Source organism: Flavobacterium undicola (genome assembly GCF_009909155.2).
Taxonomy (GTDB): domain Bacteria; phylum Bacteroidota; class Bacteroidia; order Flavobacteriales; family Flavobacteriaceae; genus Flavobacterium; species Flavobacterium undicola.
On the sequence record NZ_JAAAPM020000027.1, the window covers coordinates 41696 to 63944 of the forward strand.

General features: G+C 32.0%; 14 protein-coding genes, 1 other RNA gene and 2 pseudogenes. 2 read left to right on the forward strand and 15 right to left on the reverse strand.

The window, feature by feature from the left end:
- Positions 1 to 48 precede the first annotated feature (48 nt).
- Positions 49 to 446, forward strand: a transfer-messenger RNA (tmRNA) gene (gene ssrA, locus GTZ96_RS14485).
- Positions 447 to 946: 500 nt separating this feature from the next.
- Positions 947 to 1954: pseudogene (locus tag GTZ96_RS14490) on the forward strand (IS4 family transposase); the annotation flags it as partial.
- 345 nt (positions 1955 to 2299) lie between these two features.
- Here GTZ96_RS14490 and GTZ96_RS14495 read toward each other — a convergent pair.
- From GTZ96_RS14495 to GTZ96_RS14565, 15 genes and pseudogenes are all read right to left on the reverse strand, one after another.
- A complete protein-coding gene (locus GTZ96_RS14495) occupies positions 2300 to 3352 on the reverse strand; it encodes a hypothetical protein (RefSeq protein WP_161644628.1) in 1053 nt (350 codons plus the stop codon).
- Between the two features lie 78 nt (positions 3353 to 3430).
- Complete coding sequence (locus tag GTZ96_RS14500) at positions 3431 to 3601, reverse strand: hypothetical protein (protein ID WP_181033204.1); 171 nt, start codon at positions 3599 to 3601, stop codon at positions 3431 to 3433.
- Between the two features lie 38 nt (positions 3602 to 3639).
- Positions 3640 to 5964 (reverse strand): hypothetical protein, encoded by a 2325-nt coding sequence (locus tag GTZ96_RS14505; protein WP_161644629.1) that lies wholly within the window; start codon positions 5962 to 5964, stop codon positions 3640 to 3642.
- A 314-nt stretch (positions 5965 to 6278) separates the two neighbouring features.
- Positions 6279 to 9428, reverse strand: a complete 3150-nt coding sequence (locus GTZ96_RS14510; RefSeq protein WP_161644630.1) for an efflux RND transporter permease subunit — start codon at positions 9426 to 9428, stop codon at positions 6279 to 6281.
- Between the two features lie 11 nt (positions 9429 to 9439).
- Complete coding sequence (gene lepB / locus GTZ96_RS14515) at positions 9440 to 10609, reverse strand: signal peptidase I (protein WP_161644631.1); 1170 nt, start codon at positions 10607 to 10609, stop codon at positions 9440 to 9442.
- 100 nt (positions 10610 to 10709) lie between these two features.
- Positions 10710 to 11435, reverse strand: coding sequence for a hypothetical protein (locus GTZ96_RS14520; RefSeq protein ID WP_161644632.1), 726 nt, complete (start codon positions 11433 to 11435; stop codon positions 10710 to 10712).
- 2 nt (positions 11436 to 11437) lie between these two features.
- Positions 11438 to 12487, reverse strand: coding sequence for a BF3164 family lipoprotein (locus GTZ96_RS14525; protein ID WP_161644633.1), 1050 nt, complete (start codon positions 12485 to 12487; stop codon positions 11438 to 11440).
- Positions 12488 to 12567: 80 nt separating this feature from the next.
- Complete coding sequence (locus GTZ96_RS14530; RefSeq protein ID WP_161644634.1) at positions 12568 to 12825, reverse strand: hypothetical protein; 258 nt, start codon at positions 12823 to 12825, stop codon at positions 12568 to 12570.
- 253 nt (positions 12826 to 13078) lie between these two features.
- Entirely contained in the window at positions 13079 to 14593 is a 1515-nt protein-coding gene (locus GTZ96_RS14535; protein ID WP_161644635.1) for a TolC family protein, read from the reverse strand.
- A 60-nt stretch (positions 14594 to 14653) separates the two neighbouring features.
- Positions 14654 to 17785, reverse strand: coding sequence for an efflux RND transporter permease subunit (locus tag GTZ96_RS14540; protein WP_161644636.1), 3132 nt, complete (start codon positions 17783 to 17785; stop codon positions 14654 to 14656).
- Between the two features lie 243 nt (positions 17786 to 18028).
- Positions 18029 to 19141 (reverse strand): efflux RND transporter periplasmic adaptor subunit, encoded by a 1113-nt coding sequence (locus GTZ96_RS14545; protein WP_161644637.1) that lies wholly within the window; start codon positions 19139 to 19141, stop codon positions 18029 to 18031.
- Positions 19142 to 19293: 152 nt separating this feature from the next.
- A complete protein-coding gene (locus tag GTZ96_RS14550) occupies positions 19294 to 20187 on the reverse strand; it encodes a peroxiredoxin family protein (protein ID WP_181033205.1) in 894 nt (297 codons plus the stop codon).
- Positions 20188 to 20444: 257 nt separating this feature from the next.
- Complete coding sequence (locus GTZ96_RS14555) at positions 20445 to 21002, reverse strand: hypothetical protein (protein ID WP_161644638.1); 558 nt, start codon at positions 21000 to 21002, stop codon at positions 20445 to 20447.
- Positions 20999 to 22048 carry a BF3164 family lipoprotein gene (locus GTZ96_RS14560; RefSeq protein WP_161644639.1) on the reverse strand — a complete coding sequence of 350 codons (1050 nt, stop codon included), beginning with the start codon at positions 22046 to 22048 and terminating at the stop codon, positions 20999 to 21001. Before GTZ96_RS14560 ends, GTZ96_RS14555 begins: the two co-directional genes overlap by 4 nt.
- 87 nt (positions 22049 to 22135) lie before the next feature.
- Positions 22136 to 22249, reverse strand: a pseudogene (locus tag GTZ96_RS14565) (IS1595 family transposase); the annotation flags it as partial.

Genomic DNA, 22249 nt, shown 5'->3' on the forward strand with positions numbered 1-22249 from the left:
TGTATATTCGCGCACTCAAAAAAAGTTATTTGAGTACATATTAAAACTGGGGTCGACTGGTTTTGACAGCAAGTCGAATTGAACAGTAAGCACGTCGAGCATTGAGACCTTGCTCGTAAATATAAGATCTCACACTTTTACACGGCGAAAATACTTACGCTTTAGCTGCATAATCCGAATTATAGTACGATTAAGCCACGTTCCTATCAGATAGGAAAGCTGGATTCTCCTTGAAAGCCTTGGTTTGTGGCGTTCAGTTTAGGGGAACCGTAAAAATAAACCTAGATTTCCATGAGCTTCGGGTGGTTTTCGAAAATTAAGAAGATAAGTAGTATGTGGCTGTTTCTGGCCTAGCATACTATCGAAAACTCAATCAGAAAATAAGCGTGTAGAAAGCTCTTTAATTGCTTGTTTGGACCCGGGTTCGATTCCCGGCGACTCCACATAAAAGCCTGTAATCAACTGATTTACAGGCTTTTTAATTTACAGTTGACGATTTGGTTGATAAAAATCCTTGTTAATATTTTTTTTGAATTTATTACAACTTAATATATAAAGAGAGTTGTTAAAATCCTCAATTTATAATTTAACAAACCTAACACTTGGTTTTAACAAGTAGTACGTTTTAGTTAATGAGTAATAACAGTAAAAGACTATATTTTTTTTAGTAATTAATTTGATTATTAAGTTATATAATAGCTACAAATTTTAAAGCTGAACGTTTCATTTTATGGTGTAACAAATCTAAACATATACAAAGATTTCCAGTTTCATTTGTTCTTTATAAATCTGTTTACTCCAATAAAAAATCTAAAGATTAGGCGAAAATAAAAGATAAGCAGTATTATTAACAAAAGACTATTTTTAATTACTACTATCCGAAAGTCTAAAATAAAAAGAGCCTGAGAATCCCGTATTTTTGATTTTGCGAAACAAATAATACTTTATGGGACTCTTCAGGCGAAACAAAAATATCAAAAAACCAGTTATACGACAAATTATTGACCTAGTTCCTCGATGGATGATTGAATCTTGTGTTAAAAAACACACATCAGACAAAGGCTGTAGTAAATATAAGACTTAGGACCAATTTGTAGCATTAACTTACGGACAGCTAAATAAGTGCTACACTTTAAATGATATTTCCACTGGAATTGGGGTTAGCGAGACTTTTATTGGCGACTTAGGACTGACTCAAAGTCCAGCAAGATCCACGATGAGTGATGGCAATAAAAAGCGTGATTGGAAAGTGTTTGAGTCTTTGTATTACAGAGTCTTGAAACATTATGAAAGAGTTTTGAAAAACGAATCTCACCGTAGTATTATCAAAGAAATTAAAGACCAAAACATAAAATTGATCGACAGTACTACAATTAGTCTGTGTTTAAATATGTTTGACTGGGCAAAGTTTCGGACAGCAAAAGGTGGTTTGAAAATACACACCTGCTGGGATGACAATTTACAAATTCCGGACTTGGTAAATATAACAGAAGCAAAAACACACGATCGGTACGGCATAGGTCAGTTAGTTTTCTCAAAAGGAACAATTGTTGTGGAGGATAGGGCTTATTTTGATTTTACATTGATGCTGCATCGGATTCAAGCTGAAAATGTTTTTGTTACTCGGATTAAGACAAACACATTGTTCGAATCCATCCAAGAATTGGACTTGCCCGATGAAGAAGATCAAGATATTATTAAGGACGAAATAGTTGTTTTAAACAGCAATAAAGCCATAGAAACAGGCATTAATGAACAAAAGCTAAGATTAGTTCATGTTTATAAACAAGACGAAAATAAGGTTATCGAAATAATAACTAATAATTTAGAATGGTCGGCTAGAACAATAGCCGATTTATATAAAAAGAGATGGGATATCAAATTGTTTTTCAAGGCAATGAAACAAAACCTACAGATAAAAACATTCCTAGGCACAAGCGAAAAAGCGGCCAAATTAGCTGAATTTGAAGTTTTTGGTTCTATTTCCAAATAATGAATTTTAAATTTTTGGAGCCTTTTAACGGCTAAAATGAGTAAAAAGAGTAATCGTTTTTTAGATAATTTAGAGAGGCTGTCCAAAAAAGGCAGCCTCATTCAGTTTTAAAAGATTCTTCTAAAAAGGTTTATAAAGCCAAAAATATTTCTAAAATTGAAAAAACAGGCATTAGCTACCCATTTGGCAAAATTGTGAGCACCTCTTTTTATAAAAGTGGTAGTTAATAATCACTCAAAACTGTCATAAACATTTTCTCACATGAAAGAAAAAAAAATGTCGCTAATAGAATAATTTGCACTTTCATCATTCTCCTAAATTAATATTCGTACTACATATTGGGTATATGCTTTCTAAATCAATTGTATATAACTTTTTATATTTTGAATCATAGAAAATTTCATAAAAACTTTTATTTAAAATGACCCTAGACATTGGTTTACCATCGTAAGAAAATTGATGTACTTCTGATTTCTTTTTATCACCTACGTACAAGAGCAAAAAAGAATTTTTCAAACAAACCAAACTTTTGAAATAATGCGTGTTTTTTTCGTCGAAAAAATCTCGTGATTTTGGCATTAAAAGTTTATCCCCAAATACTAATTGTTTTTTAATTTTAAAATCAAAATCCATTATATTTATAATATTAAAAAGTAAAAAACCTGAAACAATTTTATTATTTTCTTTTGAATATGATAAATAATTTCGATTTACATTTTTCTTATCTTCCATTGGCATCTTATCTATGTAATCATTATCTAATATTTGTCCTTTAAAATTGTATTTATTGTATTTAATATCAAATAAATAATATGTAGAATCTGTTGCGGTTTCAAAATTTTCACCATATAATTTTTCATCATCTAAAAATAAATTTCCGGACACATGAAGTTTTGTTGGTAATTCAAATTTAAAAACATCTTTATCAATAAACTTATTATTCAAAATGTCATCCAATTTAATTTTGTAAATATTTTTTGTTCCAAAATCATTAATATAAAGGAAGTTTTTATCAAAAGGGGATAAGATTATTTTAGGATTTAGATATTCATTAGGACCCCTTCCAATTCTGCCATAACCAGCTATATGTTTATATGTTTTTCTGTTAAAAAAATTGATTCGAGTATCCAAACTATAATCCTCTGTAATTAATAGAGAGTCCATGAAAATAATTTTCCCTGGTGTTATGTTTTCAAACTGTTTTAACTCTTGTAAATTTATATTTATGATTTTGGGAAATGATTTTAAATTATAAGTTATTTGTTTTTCATCTTTGCTACAAGATATTAACATCATAAATATAGAAACTAAGAATATATATTGTTTTTTTATTTTCATATTTAATATTTTTTGGTTCATGAGCTATAGTTTAAGTTTAATTTTAGTAGGATAATTAAACTGCATATTGTGTATTATATACCAATAACCTGAGTTCGATTAATAAGATTGCAAGTATACCAAATCAGAAGTATTGTTTTTGGAAACACTTTGCAACTGGTCTGCTAATTGGTCTGTAACTGTTACATTGTTTTGGGCATAGGCGGGAAACATCCACAACAGCAGGAATAAATATAAAAAACTTGAAAAGCAGTATTCTTTTGGATTCATTGGTTTTGAATTGATGTATTCTTTATTTTTTTCAAGATTTAGTCTGCCTTTTTTCTAACTTTAAATTCGAAATTCTCGACTCCCAACAAACCAGTGCCACTTACGCCTTCGATGTTTCCTAAAAACAAGCTATTAATATCCGAACAGAAAAAATCTACTGTAGCCTCTCCTTTTTCATCTGTAATAATATCCGGTTTCCAAAACAAGGTATTGCGGTAATCGGGAAGAGAATCAGTTATCGTTACCTCATCATACACCGCTTCATAAAAGACTTTCTTGCCATAATAACCCTCAATCATAGCAATATTAAAAAGGGCTAAAAGCTCAGCTTCGGTTAAGTCTGGATAATGGTAGATAACTTCATTCCTATCATTATTTTTGTACGAATGACATTGAACAATCCAAACATAACTAGAAGCATTAATATAAATTCCACCTTCAACGGGCTTTAATCTAGGAGGAGAATGGCAACCATCTCTACAAACTGGACAATTTAGATAATTAGTTAGGGGACAAAAAAAGTCACCTGTTGGACACTGGGCTCTATACAAACTATCCAGTTTTCCGATATACTTATCTCGAAACACGAGTCCTTTCTTTTTTGAGGTAATCACAACTTCGTTTAATTTGTTTATGGATTCACGTCCTATAAAAGGGGGAACTTCTGTGGAATTTGTTTTTTCTCCCTCAGCTAAAGGATAAATTGCGGTTTTAGTTTTGCGTTCGTTATTAATTGCTTCAAACGAAGAATCCTTAATATCTATTGTGTATTTTGGTCTTGAAGGAGTCATTAGTTTGATATAGGTATAGCCTCCTTCTCCTTTTTTTAAATCATTTGGACCAATAGTAAAAACGCCTGTTGAATCTGTCAACATAAAATTACTTCCTTTGCTTTCATCAGCTGAAAACACCGTGATTCCTTTTTGTCCAATGGCAGCAGTTGCTTTTTTATCAGGTTTTGCTAACTGGATTTTTCCTTTTATCTCATCAAAAACGATAGGTTTTAGCGTATTGCCTAATTCTTTTAGATTACTTTCATTCCACACATAATTTCTCCATCCCTGGGTAAGCATCAATACATCTAATGCCTGCTTGCGGTCTTGGTTTTGCTCGTTAAAATAATAAGCAGGATTGTAGATATTGCCTTTTAACTGTGTCGATAATAGAAAGTGACTTTGAATATTTTTGGAATCTAATTTGTTTTGATAGATTGCGTCATAAACACTTAATCCTAAATGAGCGACTGCGGGTTGACCGTTTTCGTCCGTCACTTTTATTTTTAAGTTTGCTTTCTCTCGTGTTGTAAATCCGCTTTTGTTGAGTTCGGTGGTAATCGTTAATTTTTGGTCTTGGTTAACAAAAACTAATCGCTCGGCAACTGGCAATGCGTTTTCATTAAAAAGAGTCACTTCGGCAATTCCTTGCGGAACTTCTTTTAACGGAATTTTGATAAGCAATTCTTTCTTTAACAGCCCCTTTGCAATACTGTAAACAACGCCACGCATTTGTAATCGCAGGTACACCATTTCTGCTTTTAACGCATCACTTTGCGTGATTTTAAAAACCAATGCGTCTTTGGTATTGCTTACTAAACGCAATACTTTTCCACCGGCTTCTATAGCTGCTATGTCATAATTTTTATCCGACGCCGGTTCGCTGAGTTGAATATGGTATTTTTTGTTGCTATCAGGAGTAAAAGCAAGCACTCCCATACCCGTATGACTGCTTTTAAAATGAAGTAAAGGAGTATTGTTTTCAAATAAAGTACCCGAAACCTCCACAGGAAATCCCTTTGAATTTATTGCTTTAAAAGCTACATTACTATTGATTCCCGAAATGAGTTGACCACCTTCGGCGAAAGTAGAAAAATGTACGATACTGTCTTTTGGAGCTGGAGTTACAGCAGTTTTCTGAGTGATGGTTTTTACAATAGTTATTTTTTTTAGGGCATAAAATGCTGCAGGCTCTTTAGTAAAAGAATATGAGCTATAGGCTGCCAAAGTATAGGTTCCTTCTGCCAATGCATTTTCTAAAAAAAGATGCCCGTTGGCAAAACCATTTTCTATTTCGTATTTTTTCTCCCAAACCACTTTGTCGGTTTTGTCTTCCATCAATTGTACAAACAAGGTTTTACTGCGAACCGAAGGCGTGAAATACTGCCCATCCAAGACATAGCCTTTAAACCAAAGGTCTTCCTCGGTTTCATAAATACCTTTGCTGGTTTGCAAGTACACTACATCAGAAGCATTGTTCTTGGAAACACTTTGTATCTGCGCTGCTAATTGGTCTGTAATTGCGGCATTGTTTTGGGCAAACAAATGCAAGGAGCATAATAGAAAAAAGAGAATGAGTGTTTTTTTCATGGTGGGTTGTTATTATTTCTCGGTTATATCAATACTATAATCTTCTGAGACCAATTCAAATATTTTATTTAGGACATCATTATAAATTCTATTTAGCATCCAGTTCGTTTTTTAAATTACTGAAGGCTTCACTATTAGCTAGTGACTGAAAACCATAAGACTCAACAACTGTATTATGTATCCTAGCTATACAAGGATAAATGGTGTTTGATGTTGAAATTGCGACCTCTCTAGTGTCTATTGAAACTGTGAGTAAAATGCTTGGCTACAGAAGTTCAAATGAACTAATGAAAGCAAATCCTAATTAAACATCTTTACTCCTTTTTATTGTCTTCAACAATAAACACGGGCAAATAAATAAATATCCCTAATAAAGAAAATAACAATCCTCCAATTGAGCCAGCAGCGAATGAAAACCAAAAAGCCTCATTTTGCCCTCCCCATACAAAAGGAATTAAACCTACCATAGTAGATAAAATAGTCAGCATTACCGGAATTATTTTATAATTAAACGCCTTGAAATACATCAATTGGGAATTCCTTAATGGATATTGCCTTTTGAAATTGTTATAATCATTTATAATGTATAAGGCCGCATTTACACTTATTCCGCATAATAATATAAAAGAAGCATAACCTCCCTGATCAAAATTAAATTCAAAAAGATAGAATGTTAGAAAAACTCCAATAAACGAAATAGGAATCATGCTTATTATTACAAAGGGTTGTTTTAATGATTCGAGTAGAATGGAACAAATAAAGAAAATAATTAAAATGACCACAAATATGAAATAATATTGCTGTTTGTCTTTCTTGTCCCATCCTTCATTCGAATTTTCAAATACCCTATAACCTATTGGTAGTTTACTTTCTAATTCTATTATATTGTCTTCTCTTACTTTTTTAGCCAAGGGTTCTGTGCCTATAAAGTTATATTCAACGGTTAAATGGTATTGTTGATTATTTTTGGCAATTGAGTTTCCTGAATTTTTTTTCTCAATACTTGCCATTTGGTCTAATTTATATTGATTGTTTCCAATAACAATCGGAATATGTTTCAAATCCCAAACATTCATTTTTTGATATTGATCAGACACCAATTTAACTTGTTGCAATTCATTATTATGAACAAAAGATGTTACTCCACCAGAATGTGTTTGTTTTTTTAAATAATCATAAAGACTCCCTTGGGAAACGGCTGCCAATGCCATTTTTTTGGCATCAAAGTCCAAATAATACTCTTGGGAGTTACTATTCCCCCATGATCCGCCGCTGGTTATATCTACTTCCTTTATTCTTGACGAAGAGTTTTCAATCAATTGCGATTTTAGGAGTTCAGCATAAGCGTATAATTGGTCATAATTATACCCCTCCAATTCAATTCGATTGCTTTTATAATCTGATCCTAATGCATTTGAAAAACCCTGGCCAACACCACTCACGGACCAATCCAATCCTCCTAAACTTATGGCTTTCGATTCCAACAAGCTTTTTAATTTAAACGGAAAACCACCGAATTCGTTCTCTTTTTTAAAATATATGGAGATATTTGAATTATTGTAACTTGTTATTCTGGTTTCAAACATTTCAACTTCTTTAAAACTACTAATGTAGTTTTCCATCTTTATTATCACTTCATTTAATTGCTCAATAGTACATCCTTCAGGCATACTCCCAGTGACTCTCAAAGTTGTTCTCTCCGGATCAGTATAATGTGAATTCTCGTAGACATTTTCAGTAAATAATCGAAGTGAACCACCCACTATTTTTTCTAAAAGAGGTTTTATTTCATTATAAAACCATTCATCACCTATAGTACTATTATACGTTTTTTCTAAAAAACCATCACCATCCATTGTTTTGGGTAAAAGATGTAAAGGCAATCCAAATCCTAACAACAGTACTACAACAAATATCCATTTGAAACGTGGTTTTTTAAATGCAAAAATCAATTTATAATAATAGTCTGTAAATTTGATTATCCTTCTTTTTCTTTTTCTTGAAAATTGTTTCTTTTTGTGATTGATACGCATTTTTTCCAAAAGTGCAGGAACAAAAAATAATGCCAGAAATAATGAGACAACTATATTTATTGCGATGACTAAAGTAAAATCCCTTAAATTGGCTTGCAGAGATTCATCTAATAAAAAGGTTGATAATAATGCACCTGTGGTAGTTAAAGTTGTTGCTAAAATAGCTAAAAACACTTTTTTATCCCCTTTATTTCTAAGATGATCAATCATAATAATACAATTGTCGATAATAATTCCAAAAGAGATGGTAATTCCCGCAAAGGAATACAATTGTAATTCTACTTTGAATATGTAATAGAAGATTACAGCAATGAGAAGATTTGCAATAATGCTCAAAAATAAAATTAAAATGTATTTGAAACTTCTACTTGTAACTAAAATAAGAAAAAATAATATTAGTAAGGAAAACAACATTTTTTCTTCTATTTTTTGTAGCTCTTCAGTAATATATTGAGAGCTATCATTAGTCAGTTTCAAAGAGTATTCCCCTTTTATTTCTTTCTTTAAAAGATCAATTTCTCCCTTTACTTCATTAGATATATCAATGGTATTGCCTCCTTTTTCGGCATACACAACCATGTTTATAGAATTTTGCCCATTTATTCTAAAATAAGCTTGCATGGGAGCTTCCATGAATTGAACTTTAGCAATACTCTTTAAATAAATAATTCTATTTCCTATTTTTTTTATCGGGATGTTTTCCCAATCAATATCCTTTTCTGATTTATAGGTTAAAATCATTGAAATTTCCAAGCTTCCCTCATTGTTTTTAGAAATTAAATTTCCATTTCCCAACTGCTGTTTTTGAAAATATTCCCTAATCGCACCTTCTATTTCATCTACTGATATAGAAAGTTGTACCAGTTTGTCTGAATTATACTTTATAACCCAATCAAAAGGATCTGCACCATACACATACACTTTGTTAACTCCTTTTATTGTTGCTAATTTTGGAAGTATCTGGTTTTCGGCATATTTTTTAATAAGATACGGGCTTTCATTGGCATTGATGCTATAAGTCAAAATCGGGGAAGAATTCTCGTTCGCACCACTGATTGATAATTGGGGATAGCTTACTCCCTCAGGGAGTTCTGAATAGGTTTGACGAATTAGGTTTGCAATTTCAAATCGAACGGCATCCAAATCTGTATTTTTTTTGAATTTAATGTTGATTGACCCGTTTTCTTTGTTTGTAGTAGAATTTATCTCTTTGATCCCTTTTACTGTATTGAAAACACCTTCCAATTTAGAGGTCACTTCTTGTTCTATAACCTTTGCTGAAACATCATGCCAACTGAAACTAACACTTAAGGAAGGAAGCGACTTTGAGGGATTTAATTGAACACTCAATAAGGGAATCATGCTTGCGCCAATAATACAAAGACAAACAAAGCACGTCAATATGGTAAATGAGGAAAACTTGGATTTCATGTAAATTTATTTTAAAGCATTTTGAACAACCTGTCCCATTGAAATTCCCCATATTTATTCGAAAATAAAACACATTGCACTTTGCCTATAATATTGGTTTCGGGCAAGAATCCCCAACATCTGGAATCTGAAGTTCCTTTTCTATTATCTCCCATCATAAAATAATAATTCAGTTTGAATCTATAGGTAGTAGCCCTTTTACCATTGATAAAATAAGCACCATTTTTCTCTGTGACTGTACTTTTTTCGAATAGGCGTATTACTTTCTCATACAACATGAAAGTAGTAGGATTCAAATTTATTTCCATATTTTTTTTAGGTATAATAATAGGTCCCATGTCGTCTAAGGTCCATTGACTCGTTGGAGTTTTTAATAATTTCTCCTGAGAGACACCATATACATCTATATTTTTATTTATCGAATCGATACAATTCCTCTTTTGGAGGAGTTCAAACTCTTGCTTTGAAAACATTGCACTACCAAAATTCCGTTTTTTATAATCATTGTTTATGTATCCTTCTATAGGCAAGGAATCTATAATTTTGTATAGTAGTTTTCTATTTTTAATATGGAAGCTACAATTATTTTTAACCGTTTCTGGGGAATTAAAGAATATGGAATTCGTGTAAATCTCTCCTTTTTTTATTCTAAAAGTATCACCAGGAAGCCCTGCACAACGTTTTACCAGAATAAAATCTTTATTCCAAGTAGAGTTAAACACAAACACATCTCCTTGCGTAATTTTTGTGGTACCTTCCCATCTTACATAATCCCACCAAGTTTCTTTCATTCTGGCTCTGGCATTTTTATTCATATAAAAGCCCAGATTTACCCAAGGGATCTCAAAAGGAGAACGGGGTAGTTTAGGGCCATATTGGAATTTATTGACTACAATTACATCACCCGGATACAGCATATTTTCCATGGAGGAACTGGGTATTTTATAAATATCAAATGCTAATAGTTTTATGCAAATGGTTGACGATAGCAGCAACAGAAACAAAAAAACTCCCGTAACTATTTTTTTTAAAAAAACATACGGTATTAAACAAATATAACGTAATGTTATACTATAAGTTAGTACAAATAGTATAAGGATAATAGCGAACCAAACCAATCCTAGCAGTACTAAAAGTAGTGCTAGGATGATTAATAATGCTTTTTTTTGAGTTTTGGTCATTTAAAGTTTTTACTTTTTATACTTATTTTGAAAGTATTATTCTTGACAGTAAAATGATGTTGTTTTTAAACATCTGTTAAAACTGTTTACAAGAGCATATTTACCGTGCTTTTAAAGTAATAACTTTATCTCTATCATTAATTGATGGCATATATTTACGTGAGTTAATCATCTCATCTGCTTTTTCTTTGGTCAACACCTTACCCTGTTCATTCTTAAAAATATAATTTCCAATTACGTTTGTAGTAGAGCTATTTGCATTTTGGGTTACAATTGTTCCTTTTACAGCATTTTTTTGCATTTTATATATTTGGCTTCTATAAAGTTCATACATTTTGCCAGTATTTGGCTTTCCTATCAAAACCACATTCTCGTTGCTGTCTAATAGAAAAGTCTGGTGTAATTTATTCTGTGAAAAATTATTTTTTTTAGAAATTTTATTTAATTTATCGTAATAATAGGGATATTTAAGCTTTATTATTAAACTGTCATTCTTCTTAAAATTTCTTATATCCGAAGTATTTACTAAAAAGACAAATCCAACGTAGGCTGTGTCTATTCCTTTCATAAATAATTTCCATTCTTGCAATTCTTCTACACATGGCCCGCAGTCTCCGTTGACTAGTGTTATAATTTTTACTTTTTTTGAGAGAGGATTGGTCTTAGCTGTTTTATTATTAAAAATTTGGTTTTCATTTGGTAAAACCACATATTTTCCTTTCCACTGATCAATATCGTTCTTAATTTGAGAGTTTGACTGGCATCCCGTTAAAAGCAGAAATAAAGTTATAGCCTTAAAATTAAATTCTATGTTTTTTAAATTCATTTTTAGTTTGTTAAATTATATTGGATTAAATGTGGTTCATTATTTTTATAAGTAGCTGCATATAGTATACTGTCTTTTTGATCTACTGCTACGGATCTAACTTCTTGATCTAATTCATATCGTTTTACAGGATTTCCTTTCCAATCAAAGACATAAACATATTTAGACAAATAAGTTTGCGTTAAATCTTCCACTGTATTTACATTTAATGATTTCCCGCTGTAAAGAACATAGATATATCTGTCACTTGCAGCAGCTGAAATAAATCCATTTACTTGGTTTTTCTTATGTTCGATCTTTCTTTGAGTACTGCTTACAATTTCTTCGTTATCTGTTTTCCAATATATCTTTTCTTTTACTTCCAAGTCATTATTGCCCAAAGTAATTATTCCAAAAATAGCGGACTTATAATAAAAATAAGCCACTAAATTTTTATTGGGATGATTTAAAAAAAATGCCTGATTGTTTAAAGCTCCTTTGGGTAAATCTTTATTATAAGCAACTTTTTTCACCATACTTTTTGTTTCTAAGTTGTAAAGCCCAAAACGTTTTTCATGCAGTCCACCAATAATGTATCCATTGTAATATGTACTTTCCATAAATCGATCCTCATTTACATCCACAGAAAATTTAGATATTAAGGTATCTTTTTTGTCTTTAATTCCATTAGCGTTGTAAACTAAATAAGTAGGACCATCAATTAAATAAAGATTATTTTTTTTGACATCAATTGAGAAATTACTTCCTTGATATTTAATTTCGTCAGGCCCCTCGCCTTTTTTTGCAAAATTTCTAACGGATCCTGTTTTTAAATCGACAATTTTCATCTCATAATCAGGATCCTTTATTTCAGAGATAAACAATAAATCATTTAAATATGACATTTTAAACATCGATGAGAATACCAATTCGGACTTCAATGGCACAGTTTTAGAACTTATAGAATAAGTTTTTGTTTGATTGAAAGTGCTAATAAACTTATCTTCATTTGTTTTTTTGCATGAAGAAAAAATTATTATTAGCATCATTAATATTTTTGCTTTTATTTTCATAATTAGATTTTAGATATTTATAATAATTTATTGACAAAGGAGGTGTTTTTCAACCTCCTTTATTTGTAATTCTCATAATATTAGTTACAAGTCCATGTTGCACTCACGAAGTAGCCAATATGTTTTTGGTAATAAGGATATTCGTCTTCATAACAAGTTTCAAGACTTACATATCCACACACATATACATAGCCACATTCAGCCTGGGCTTCACTAAGGGCCATTATGTTTGCTAATGTCACATCGTTTTGATTTAATTTATTATAATTTAAATTAAATGTTAAAGTGATTACAGCTAATACGACGAGACCAAATAAAAGTTTTAATTTATTTTTCATTTTTATAATTTTAATTGTTATTAAGGGCAATTAACCCTTTTATAATTATTGTTTTTGCAAAGTGGTACAGGAATGTTACTTTTGCAGAACATTACAACGGCTTAGACGAAAGCAGTTGTACGAAATTATAAAGTTATTTTCGTTTATAAATTCTTCCTCTGGGATCTTGGTCTATGTCGTAGGCTACATTTTTTATAATTAATTAATGTGAGAGTTTTTTAGTTTTTAAAAACCCGGAGGATTTTTTTTATTTTTATTTATCAAGTATTTCATCAAAGTTTTTGCTGATGGTGCTGTTGTTCTGAAAATCATAAAGCGTGAGTTGCTGTACCTCGTAATAAAACTTCCAATAATTATACAAACTCGTAATATAATTTTCAGATGCCGATTGCCATGCTTTTCTGGCACTGGTCAGTCTTAACAAATCGATGCTTCCGGATAAAAACCGTTTTTCGGTTATTTCATAAGAAGATTTTGAGATTTCACTGGTTCGTAAAGCGCCTGCAACCAATTGTTTCTGAAGGTTAAAATCGATAATTTTTAAGGCTAGTTGTTGGTTTAGTTTATCGCTTTCCTGCTGAACGGCAATTTCGCTCACTTCGGTATTCATTTTCGCAGTCTTGATATTTCCCTTGCGCTCTCCCCAATCCAGAATAGGAATACTCAACTGGATAGCAATCATTTGCTGTTCCAATAATCTGCCGTAGGCTTCTTTGGCGGTATTGGCATTTTGGTTTAAACCATAACTTCCCCTCAAGGACAAATCAAAACGGTTTTCCTTGATTACTTTATCCAAATCCCTTTGTGCTTCTATCTTTTTTATTTTTAAATTAAAAATTTCAGGGTTATTTGCTTCTGCTAATGCAGTGGCTTCTTTAGCGTCAATTTGCAAGTCTGAAATAAGCTCAGGCAATTCTGGTGCGGAATACAAAGGGCTGTCGTCTCTTAAAAACAATTTTAATTCGGATTCAGCTTTTTCTAATTCTCTCTCATTCTGCGTTAGGTTAGTTTCAGCATTATACACATCTAGTTCTAGATTAAGTACATCATCTTTTTCAATAGAACCTAACTCGTATCTTTTTTTTCCAATTTTGAAAAGTTTTTGAGTGCTTAACACATTCTCTTGAGCCAGTTCTACTTTTTTACTCACAGAAGCCCAATTGAAGAAATAATTAACAGCTTTTAGTTTTATGTCCTGCAATTCATGTAGATATTCTTTTTTGGCGTATTCAAATTGAAGCGGGGCAATTTTATGGGCCCATTTGAAACGATTAAAAGCCATGATGGGTTGGATTACTCCAATACGGATAGGTGTGGCGGTAAAATACTTTGATTCAGTCTCTCCATAATTAGCCAACCTGTTGAAACTTGAATTTATAAACATAGTGGCTCCAGTAGCTTCAATGTTTTGATTAATAGCAATATTCCCGTAGGAATTTAGATTTTGTTGCGGTCTGTAAACATCAATATTATTTTCCGAATCGTATCTTTTTAATACGGACTTATTATAGGATAGCGGTTCTAATTCTAAATTTACTTTTGGCAACACACTCGCTTTAAACGATCTAAATTGCCAATAACTCGCCCCATATTGCTGCTTGGCTTTGAAAGCATCTAATGAATTTTTGCCGGCAATTGCCAAAATATCATTCAATGTAATTTTTTGTTTTGTGTCTTCAGTTGTTTTTTTTTGTTGTGCATTACTTTTTATAATACATAAAATAAATGTAACTAGTAGTACTATTTGTGTGATTTTGATTATTCTCATGATATACTGTAAATAGAAAAAAGATGTTGTCATTAGAGATATTTGATTCCACTATGGCTATTAAACAACTTTTCGGAGTGGGTTTAACTTTATTTGTTTTTTAGTTCTATTCTCTATTCTTTTGGCAAAATAGTAATAGCATAGTGGGGTAAAAAATAAACTTATGATAGTTCCCAATATCATTCCTCCTGTTAATACCGTCGCCAACGGTGCTTGAAGTTCTGCCCCTAAACCACCTGAGAACAGTAATGGAATTACGGCTAATATAGTAGCCAAACTGGTCATCAATATGGGTTTAAGCCTTCGTTGCCCCGCAAATAATAAGGCTCTCAATATAGAATATCCCTGGCGTTGTAACTGAATAATGGTGTCTATTTTTAAGATGGAATCGTTTATAACAATACCGCTCATAACTACAATCCCTATCATGGACATCAAATTAATGCTCATACCAAAGATTTTTAGAAACAAAAAAGCTCCCGCCAGATCCAGCGGGATTTCAATTAAAATAATTAAAGGCAATACGAGGGATTCAAATTGCGATGCCAAAATGAAGTAAAGCAGGATTAAAGAGATTAATAAGACTGTTATTAACTCTCCCATTAATTCCTGATTGCTAAAAAAGCTTCCTGCAAAAGAAACATTATATAATTTGTTATCCTTTACCACTTTTTTCACATTAGCAATCGTGGGGTTTACATTGTCTTCATTTGTATTCAACTCTATTGGGTAATATTCCCCTTCTATGCCTCCCACAATGGTTTTCATATCTTGGGAATTTACCGCTTTAATAAAATCACTGGCGTGAAATACCGCACTGTCTTTAGATTGTACGGTCGTTTCACTTAAGACTTCCTCTATAGGCTTAGTTTCACCTCCCAGTATGACAGGCACAAAATTTTGGTTATCAATTATAGACATTATTTTACGTTCATTGAAAGCACTTTTTAAAGCATCAAACAGTACGTTTGTAGAGATGCCATAGGTCATCATTTTTTCTTGGTTGGCCACCAGATTGATATGCTCTTGCCATGCGATGGGTTTCAATTCTAAATCCCCAACATTTCGTTGTACTTGACCCCAAACTTTTTTTAGCTGTTCGTTTTGTGCACTTCCCAAATTTTCTACATTTCGTAATCGAGCCACCAATGGAGCCTGTTCATCAGAGAAAATCATATTAAATACATTGTCAACTTCCCCGTAGGAAACAATTGCGTGAGCATAATTTTTATGGATAAAAAAAGCGATGTTTTTTTGAAGTTTCTCTAATTTTTCAGGAGAATCACAACTGATATAAATAGCACTTTCTGAAGCTAATGACTCCGATTCTTTGTCCAATATAAATTGCTGGGTTCCCACTAGGGCAGTATAGTTCAACAAATCTTGCTTTACGGGCTTTAAAATTTCCAAAACGCGACGTTTATTCTCCTCGACATTGATTTGCTTGTTCCAATCAATTTTCAACAAAGTTTCTGTTTTGGTTAAATAAGGCATTTGCGTTTTGGGAAGGATTTGAAATAAACCTAAACCTACCACCAGCAAAAGGATACAAATACCCCAGGAAAACCCTTGATTTTTCATTACGAAACGAAATCCTTTTTCATACAATTCAGCATAGTCCAAAGTATTCGTTTTTTCAAGAAAACGATCTATTTTATTCTTTTTTCCAGTATCTTTCATATGAAAGAGGCGATATAACAATGGAACTAAAGTAACTGAAACCAACAAGGAAACGAACAATCCGATAGTAATTGCCATTGCCTGATCATAAAATAAAGCTCCTGAAATCCCGCTCAAAAAAGACAAAGGCAAAAATACGGAACAGGTCGTAAGCACTGAAGAAAATAACGGTTTTACCACTTCATTTGCCCCCTTGACGCAAGCACTGGTCAGGCTGTGTTTTTGTTCTCGATATTGAATAATATTTTCAATGACAATAATCGAATTGTCAATCATGAGGCCTATTCCCAAAATTAATCCCGAAAGCGAAATAATATTGATGGAAATGCCAAAAACATAAAAAAACATCAAACTAACGATAAGTGAAACCGGAATGGAAACCCCAATCAACAAGGGAGATTTGACATCTTTCAAAAATAAAAACATGATGCTGAATGCCAGCAATATTCCCCATACCAAATCTTGTTTTACATTGTTGATGGCAACATCCAGTAATTTAGTTTGATCACGGGTTATGGAGAAATCTATGTCGGGATAGTCTATATTCATCTGTTCGACCAGGGTATTCAAGGATGTTTTTAGATTTTCCATCCTGGCACCACTTTGTTGTATGATGGCCATGGTAACGGCTTCTTTATCGTCTGACAAAACCAAGCCTGTTCGCTCTTGTGGATTCTCTATCACCTGGGCAAGTTCCTTTAATTGATAGAGCCTGTCGTTTTTCTTGATATAAAGGTTTTCTATTTCCCGAATATTGTTCAAGCTCGAACCCAGCCGAACGTTATACTGATACTGGCTGTCTTTTATCAATAAGCTGCCCACTTCAATATCGTATGTTTTAATGTTTGATTCCAACTCATTTAAACTAATGCCCAGAGCATTTAGTTTTTCTATTTCCGGGACAATCACAATTTCAGAAAATACTAATCCGCTCACATCCACCATGGCCACCTCATCGACTTGCTCAATGCGTTTGCGGATGACTTGATTGGCAAAGCGACTAAAATCAACAAACTCTTGGGATACATGATTTTGTTCGTCGTTAGAAACCACCTGCTTTTTTTTGCCTTCATTCTTGTCTTTTAAAGTTAGACTTAGATAAAATACAGGAATATCGGTGACATTGGCTTTTATTACTTTGGGACGTTTTATGGTTCTGGGTAAGCTTCCCATGGCTCGGTCAATTTTTTCGTTGACTTCAATAAAAGAATAATCAATTTTGGTGCCTTGTTCAAAACTCAATCGTATCAGCCCACTCCCGTTGCTCGATTCACTTTGAATGTCTTTCAGATGACTCACTTGCATCAAGTTGGATCGTAAATTTTTCACGATGGCATCTTCAACCTGTCTTGCTGACATATTCTCGGCCTCAATTTGTACCGTAATTTCCGGTATGTCAATATCGGGCATCAAGGATACCGGGATAAAGCCAAAGGCATATAGTCCCAAAATAAGCAGGCAAAGCGTGGTCATTAAAACCGCTATGGGTTTATGAATTAAAAATTTTATCATGGAAGAGTGGCGTTAGCTAAAGCGTACTGTTATTGATGTTATGAGATTTGTGATTGAAGAATAATCCTGAGTGCTCAATGTTATTAAATTAAGAGATTTTTGAAAGCAGATTAACTATTCTTGATTTGCTTCGCCAGTTCGCTATCGCTCGAGTCAGATTTTTGTGTTAGTAAATAAAAATTCACCTGTTTTTCAAGGACTCGCACATCTGAAATCAGGAATCGTTAATCAAAAATCTGCAATTTATTTTTGGGATTTAAGGATTACTTCACTATCATGTGCTAAATTCAAATTGCCAGAAACAATAACCGTATCTCCTGGATTTAATGTCGCACTGCTTTTGTTTGGATGAGCAATTACTGCATAAGAACTACTGTTCTCCATAGTGGTTTGTATATAGGTCCAGTAGGCTTTTCCGGCAACTACCTTAAACAACACTTCTTGGTTGTCTCGCAACACCACTGCCGATTTGGGTACAACCAATTGTCCTTTTACTTCTTTTTCGATACGCACTTTTACATTCATGCCTTCGGTAAGTTCCCCGTCATTTTTCACAACGGCTTTTACCAGTATGGTTCCGTTTCTTTCTATCAATGGATTGATGGAGGAGATGTGTCCATTATAGATTTTCCCCAGTGCAAAAGGAAGAATTTGCACCTTGCTATTTAAAGCAACATCGCTCATTTCTGATTCTATCAAATAAAATTCAACCTCAAATACTGCATCGTCAATTAGGGTCATAAAACTTTTTCCGGCACTTACATTCTCATAAACCTTGCTTTCTATATTGGCTACTTTGCCACTAAAAGGGGCTATCAGCTTGGTCGATTTCAATTCATATTGAGCCGTTTTCAACTCCAGTAATGCCGCATCATAACCCGATCTGCTGGCTACCATATCATACACATCTCTGGCAATACTGTCTCTTTTGGTGGTAAAAATACCTCTACCTACCAGCATATCTTCAAACTGGAATTTGGCTTTTTTTAAGTCTATTTCGGCTCTGGCTAGTCTTTGTTGGTATTTGAATGGGTTTAAGCTTGCCAATACCTGTCCTTTACGAACATTATCCCCATTTTTTACATACAGATGCTCCAGTTTGTCACTCACCTCAAATTGAATACTATTTTTTTGGGCAGCAATTATTTTACCGTTGCTGACCAACTCTTTTTGAAACGATTCGTTTTTCAGCACTATCGTTTCTACTTCATTTTTTTCGGTTACATAAGCTTTTTTTTCGATAGAGGATTCTTCGGCAGCCTTGGATTTGGTGCAGCTATAAAAAAATAAAGAACCTGCTATTAAAAAAGATAGAATAGTTAGGTTGTTTTTTTTGGAGTTAATTTTCTTGCTCATTACTGCAGTTTTTATTATTATTTATTTCTGAAGAATTGTTACCATTTTATGCAAACATTAAAACTTGATTTTCATTTATATTTAATTTGGAAACAAATGTCTTGTTAACTAATAATGAGACAGAATTTTTTTCTTTAATGCTTTTGGGTTTTCTATTCCTTGTTTAACTGTCTTTTTAGTTCTTCATCTACAGCTATATACATATTTTCGTTTCCTCCCTCACTATAGAATGATATAATTCCTTGAGGATTTACAATTATATTCTTTGGAAAAGATTCTCCAAAAAGTTTAGCAGTTTCATTATTTCCCAATGTTTGTATGTAATTGAAATTCTTTGAATTTAAAAATTTTTCTAATCTTTCTTTTTTATCAAAGGCTATTGCTAGAAATACCACTTCTGGATTCGATTTATATTTTTCAACCAAAGAATTCAAACCAGGCATTTCTTTTATACATGGTCCGCAAGTTGTTGCCCACCAATTAATCACAACACATTTACCAATAAAGTCCTTAATTGAAACACTTTTCCCATTTAATGATTCAACTGTAACAGAAGGGAATAGCTTACCTTTTTCTATTGCTTTTTCTATATTTATGATTGTGGCAATTTTACTTTTTTGCTTATTGTTATTCAACCATAAATACTGAATTTCATTGGTAGAGGTATTGTGCATCCATTGAACCGAAATTTTTTTTGAAGAGTTGTCATAACTAATGTCTGTAACATTTGTTGGGAATTGAGTTGATTCGTTTTTTAGACGTTCAACAGTACTAAAAGTCACTAATTTGTTATTAAAATAGGAAGAAATCCAATAACCATTTGATTTACCTTGTGTCAATTCTCCAAAAACGACTTTTATGCTGTCTATTCCTGTTTCCAAATTTGAATAACTTAGATTACTCAATCCTAATTCTTTCGCTATTGGTTCTATTTCTAACGGACAACCAGAAATTATTTTACTAGTCAAAAAACGCTCTGTTTTTTGTGCATTTATTGATAAACTAAAAAAGACTCCAATTGTCAACAATACTAATTTTTGCTTCATAAGTTCCTTTCTTTATTTTGTATTTATATATTGTTTTCTTATTACTTACCCACTCCTATATGCCGTTACAACTGTAACAAATTATTTTATGACTGGTATTTGTTACCTATGTAAGTTGATTATTGGAAAGGGTACGAAGTCGGGAGACTTTGCACAGCATCTCGACTTTTAAGAACTTTCGCTTTTTAAAGAATACTTCGCATAGCTGGTTATCCGATTCTTTGCACTTGAAAATTATTCTCTACTAAATATTAATCTTAATGTTTTTTTATAATTTTAAGAAACATATTATTGTCTTCTTTAGATATAGTTGGATTTCCAATGAATAATACGTTATCCATTTCATCCAATAAAATAGAGGAATATTTATATCCCGATTCTTTTAAAAATTGATACTCGGCATTAAATTCATCTTTAGAATCATAATAAACTAAATCTATAGGAAAGCCTAGTTCTGTTAAATAATAATCAACAACAGATTTCGAATTTCCTGACAGAACAAATTTAAAAGCCACATTACCTAAACCTATTTTCTTATATATCTGCATAGTTTTTTCCCACTTTTTAAGCTCTAAATAGCACATACTACAGCTACCGTCATAAAATGCGACAATAGAATATTTATTATGTATCTTTTTTTGCACGGTATCAACGAATGGTTTTACTGTCAATGGATAAACAATTTGTTTTCCTATCCATTTTTTATTAATTGAGTTTAATGCAACATTTTTTTTCTTTTCAATGTTTTCTTTGCATGAAAACAGGCAAGTGCTCAATAGTAGAACTGTAGTTATAGTAATTATAAATGACTTCATCTTTTGCCTTTTAATATGTCAAACTTTAAAAGTCTTGTTCCTAATACTTCTCCCCCAAGACCATAAATAAATTTGTCTTCAAATACTTCAAAATTTCTAATTCCTCTATCTAGAATTAACTTTTTTATAAATTTTCCTTCAAAATTAAATACATAAATTACATTTGCATCTTGCCAATCTTTTTTATCCATGTTTTTTCCATTATATAATGCATAGATGTAATTACTTGTAATTTTAATCATATTATAAAATGTTCTTTTTCTGTAATTTTGTTCTGAGGGCATAAAGTTTTCGGGACCAATCAAAGTAGTCCACTTATTTTTCTCTTTATTAAATATTTGTAATAAAGGCATGAATCTGTAACTAATACCAAATAAACTCTTCTTATAATCCATATCAGACCAATATATTTGATTTAGAAATTCTATGTTTTTTGAACTATAGGACAATTGCGGTAATTTTCCATATCCTTTCAAATTATGCCCTTTTAAATTGGTTTCAAACAATCGAGAAGTAGTGTCTCCAACATTTAAGAAAAATATTTTATTATTATTGATAGAAACTCCGTCACATTCAATTGAAGGACTCAAGTGATATTCTTTTTCAAAAGAATTATTTATTATTAGTGAATCTGGATTTATTTCAACAATTTTTTTTTGCCTCTGATCTAAAATTATTAAATTTCCTTCTTCGGATTTTGAAAATGGCCAAGCTCTTATAATTTCACCTGGTCCTTTACCTTTATTTCCATATTTACCTAAATACCGTTCCTCAGGAAGCTTAATAATATGAATGAATTTATCTGTTTTTATTTCATTGATTAATAAGTAATTTTTAGTAGCGACTAAAGTTCCTGAGAATATTAGCGAGTCAGATATATCTGATAATTCTATAGATTTTAACTTCATTGTATTGTTAAAATTAGAATCATCAAATAGTATTGCTTCTTTATTTATTTGATCATTAGAAAGTGTGTTGTAAGTTTTATTTTTATTACAGGAAATCACTATAGTACTTAAAAAAAACACCCATATTAGTTTATTCATTTTTTTTACAATTTTAGGTTTATCATTAGAAGTGAAGTTAAGGTTGCCTTATTGAGGCAACCTTAACTATAAATTAAATTTATTGAGTTATACACTTAATATCTGTTTTATGTTTTTTTGATAAATCGGTTTTGCATTCACCATTCTTTCTATGGATTTATGAAAAATACTTGTTTTAAATTGAGAACGGTTTATCCTAAA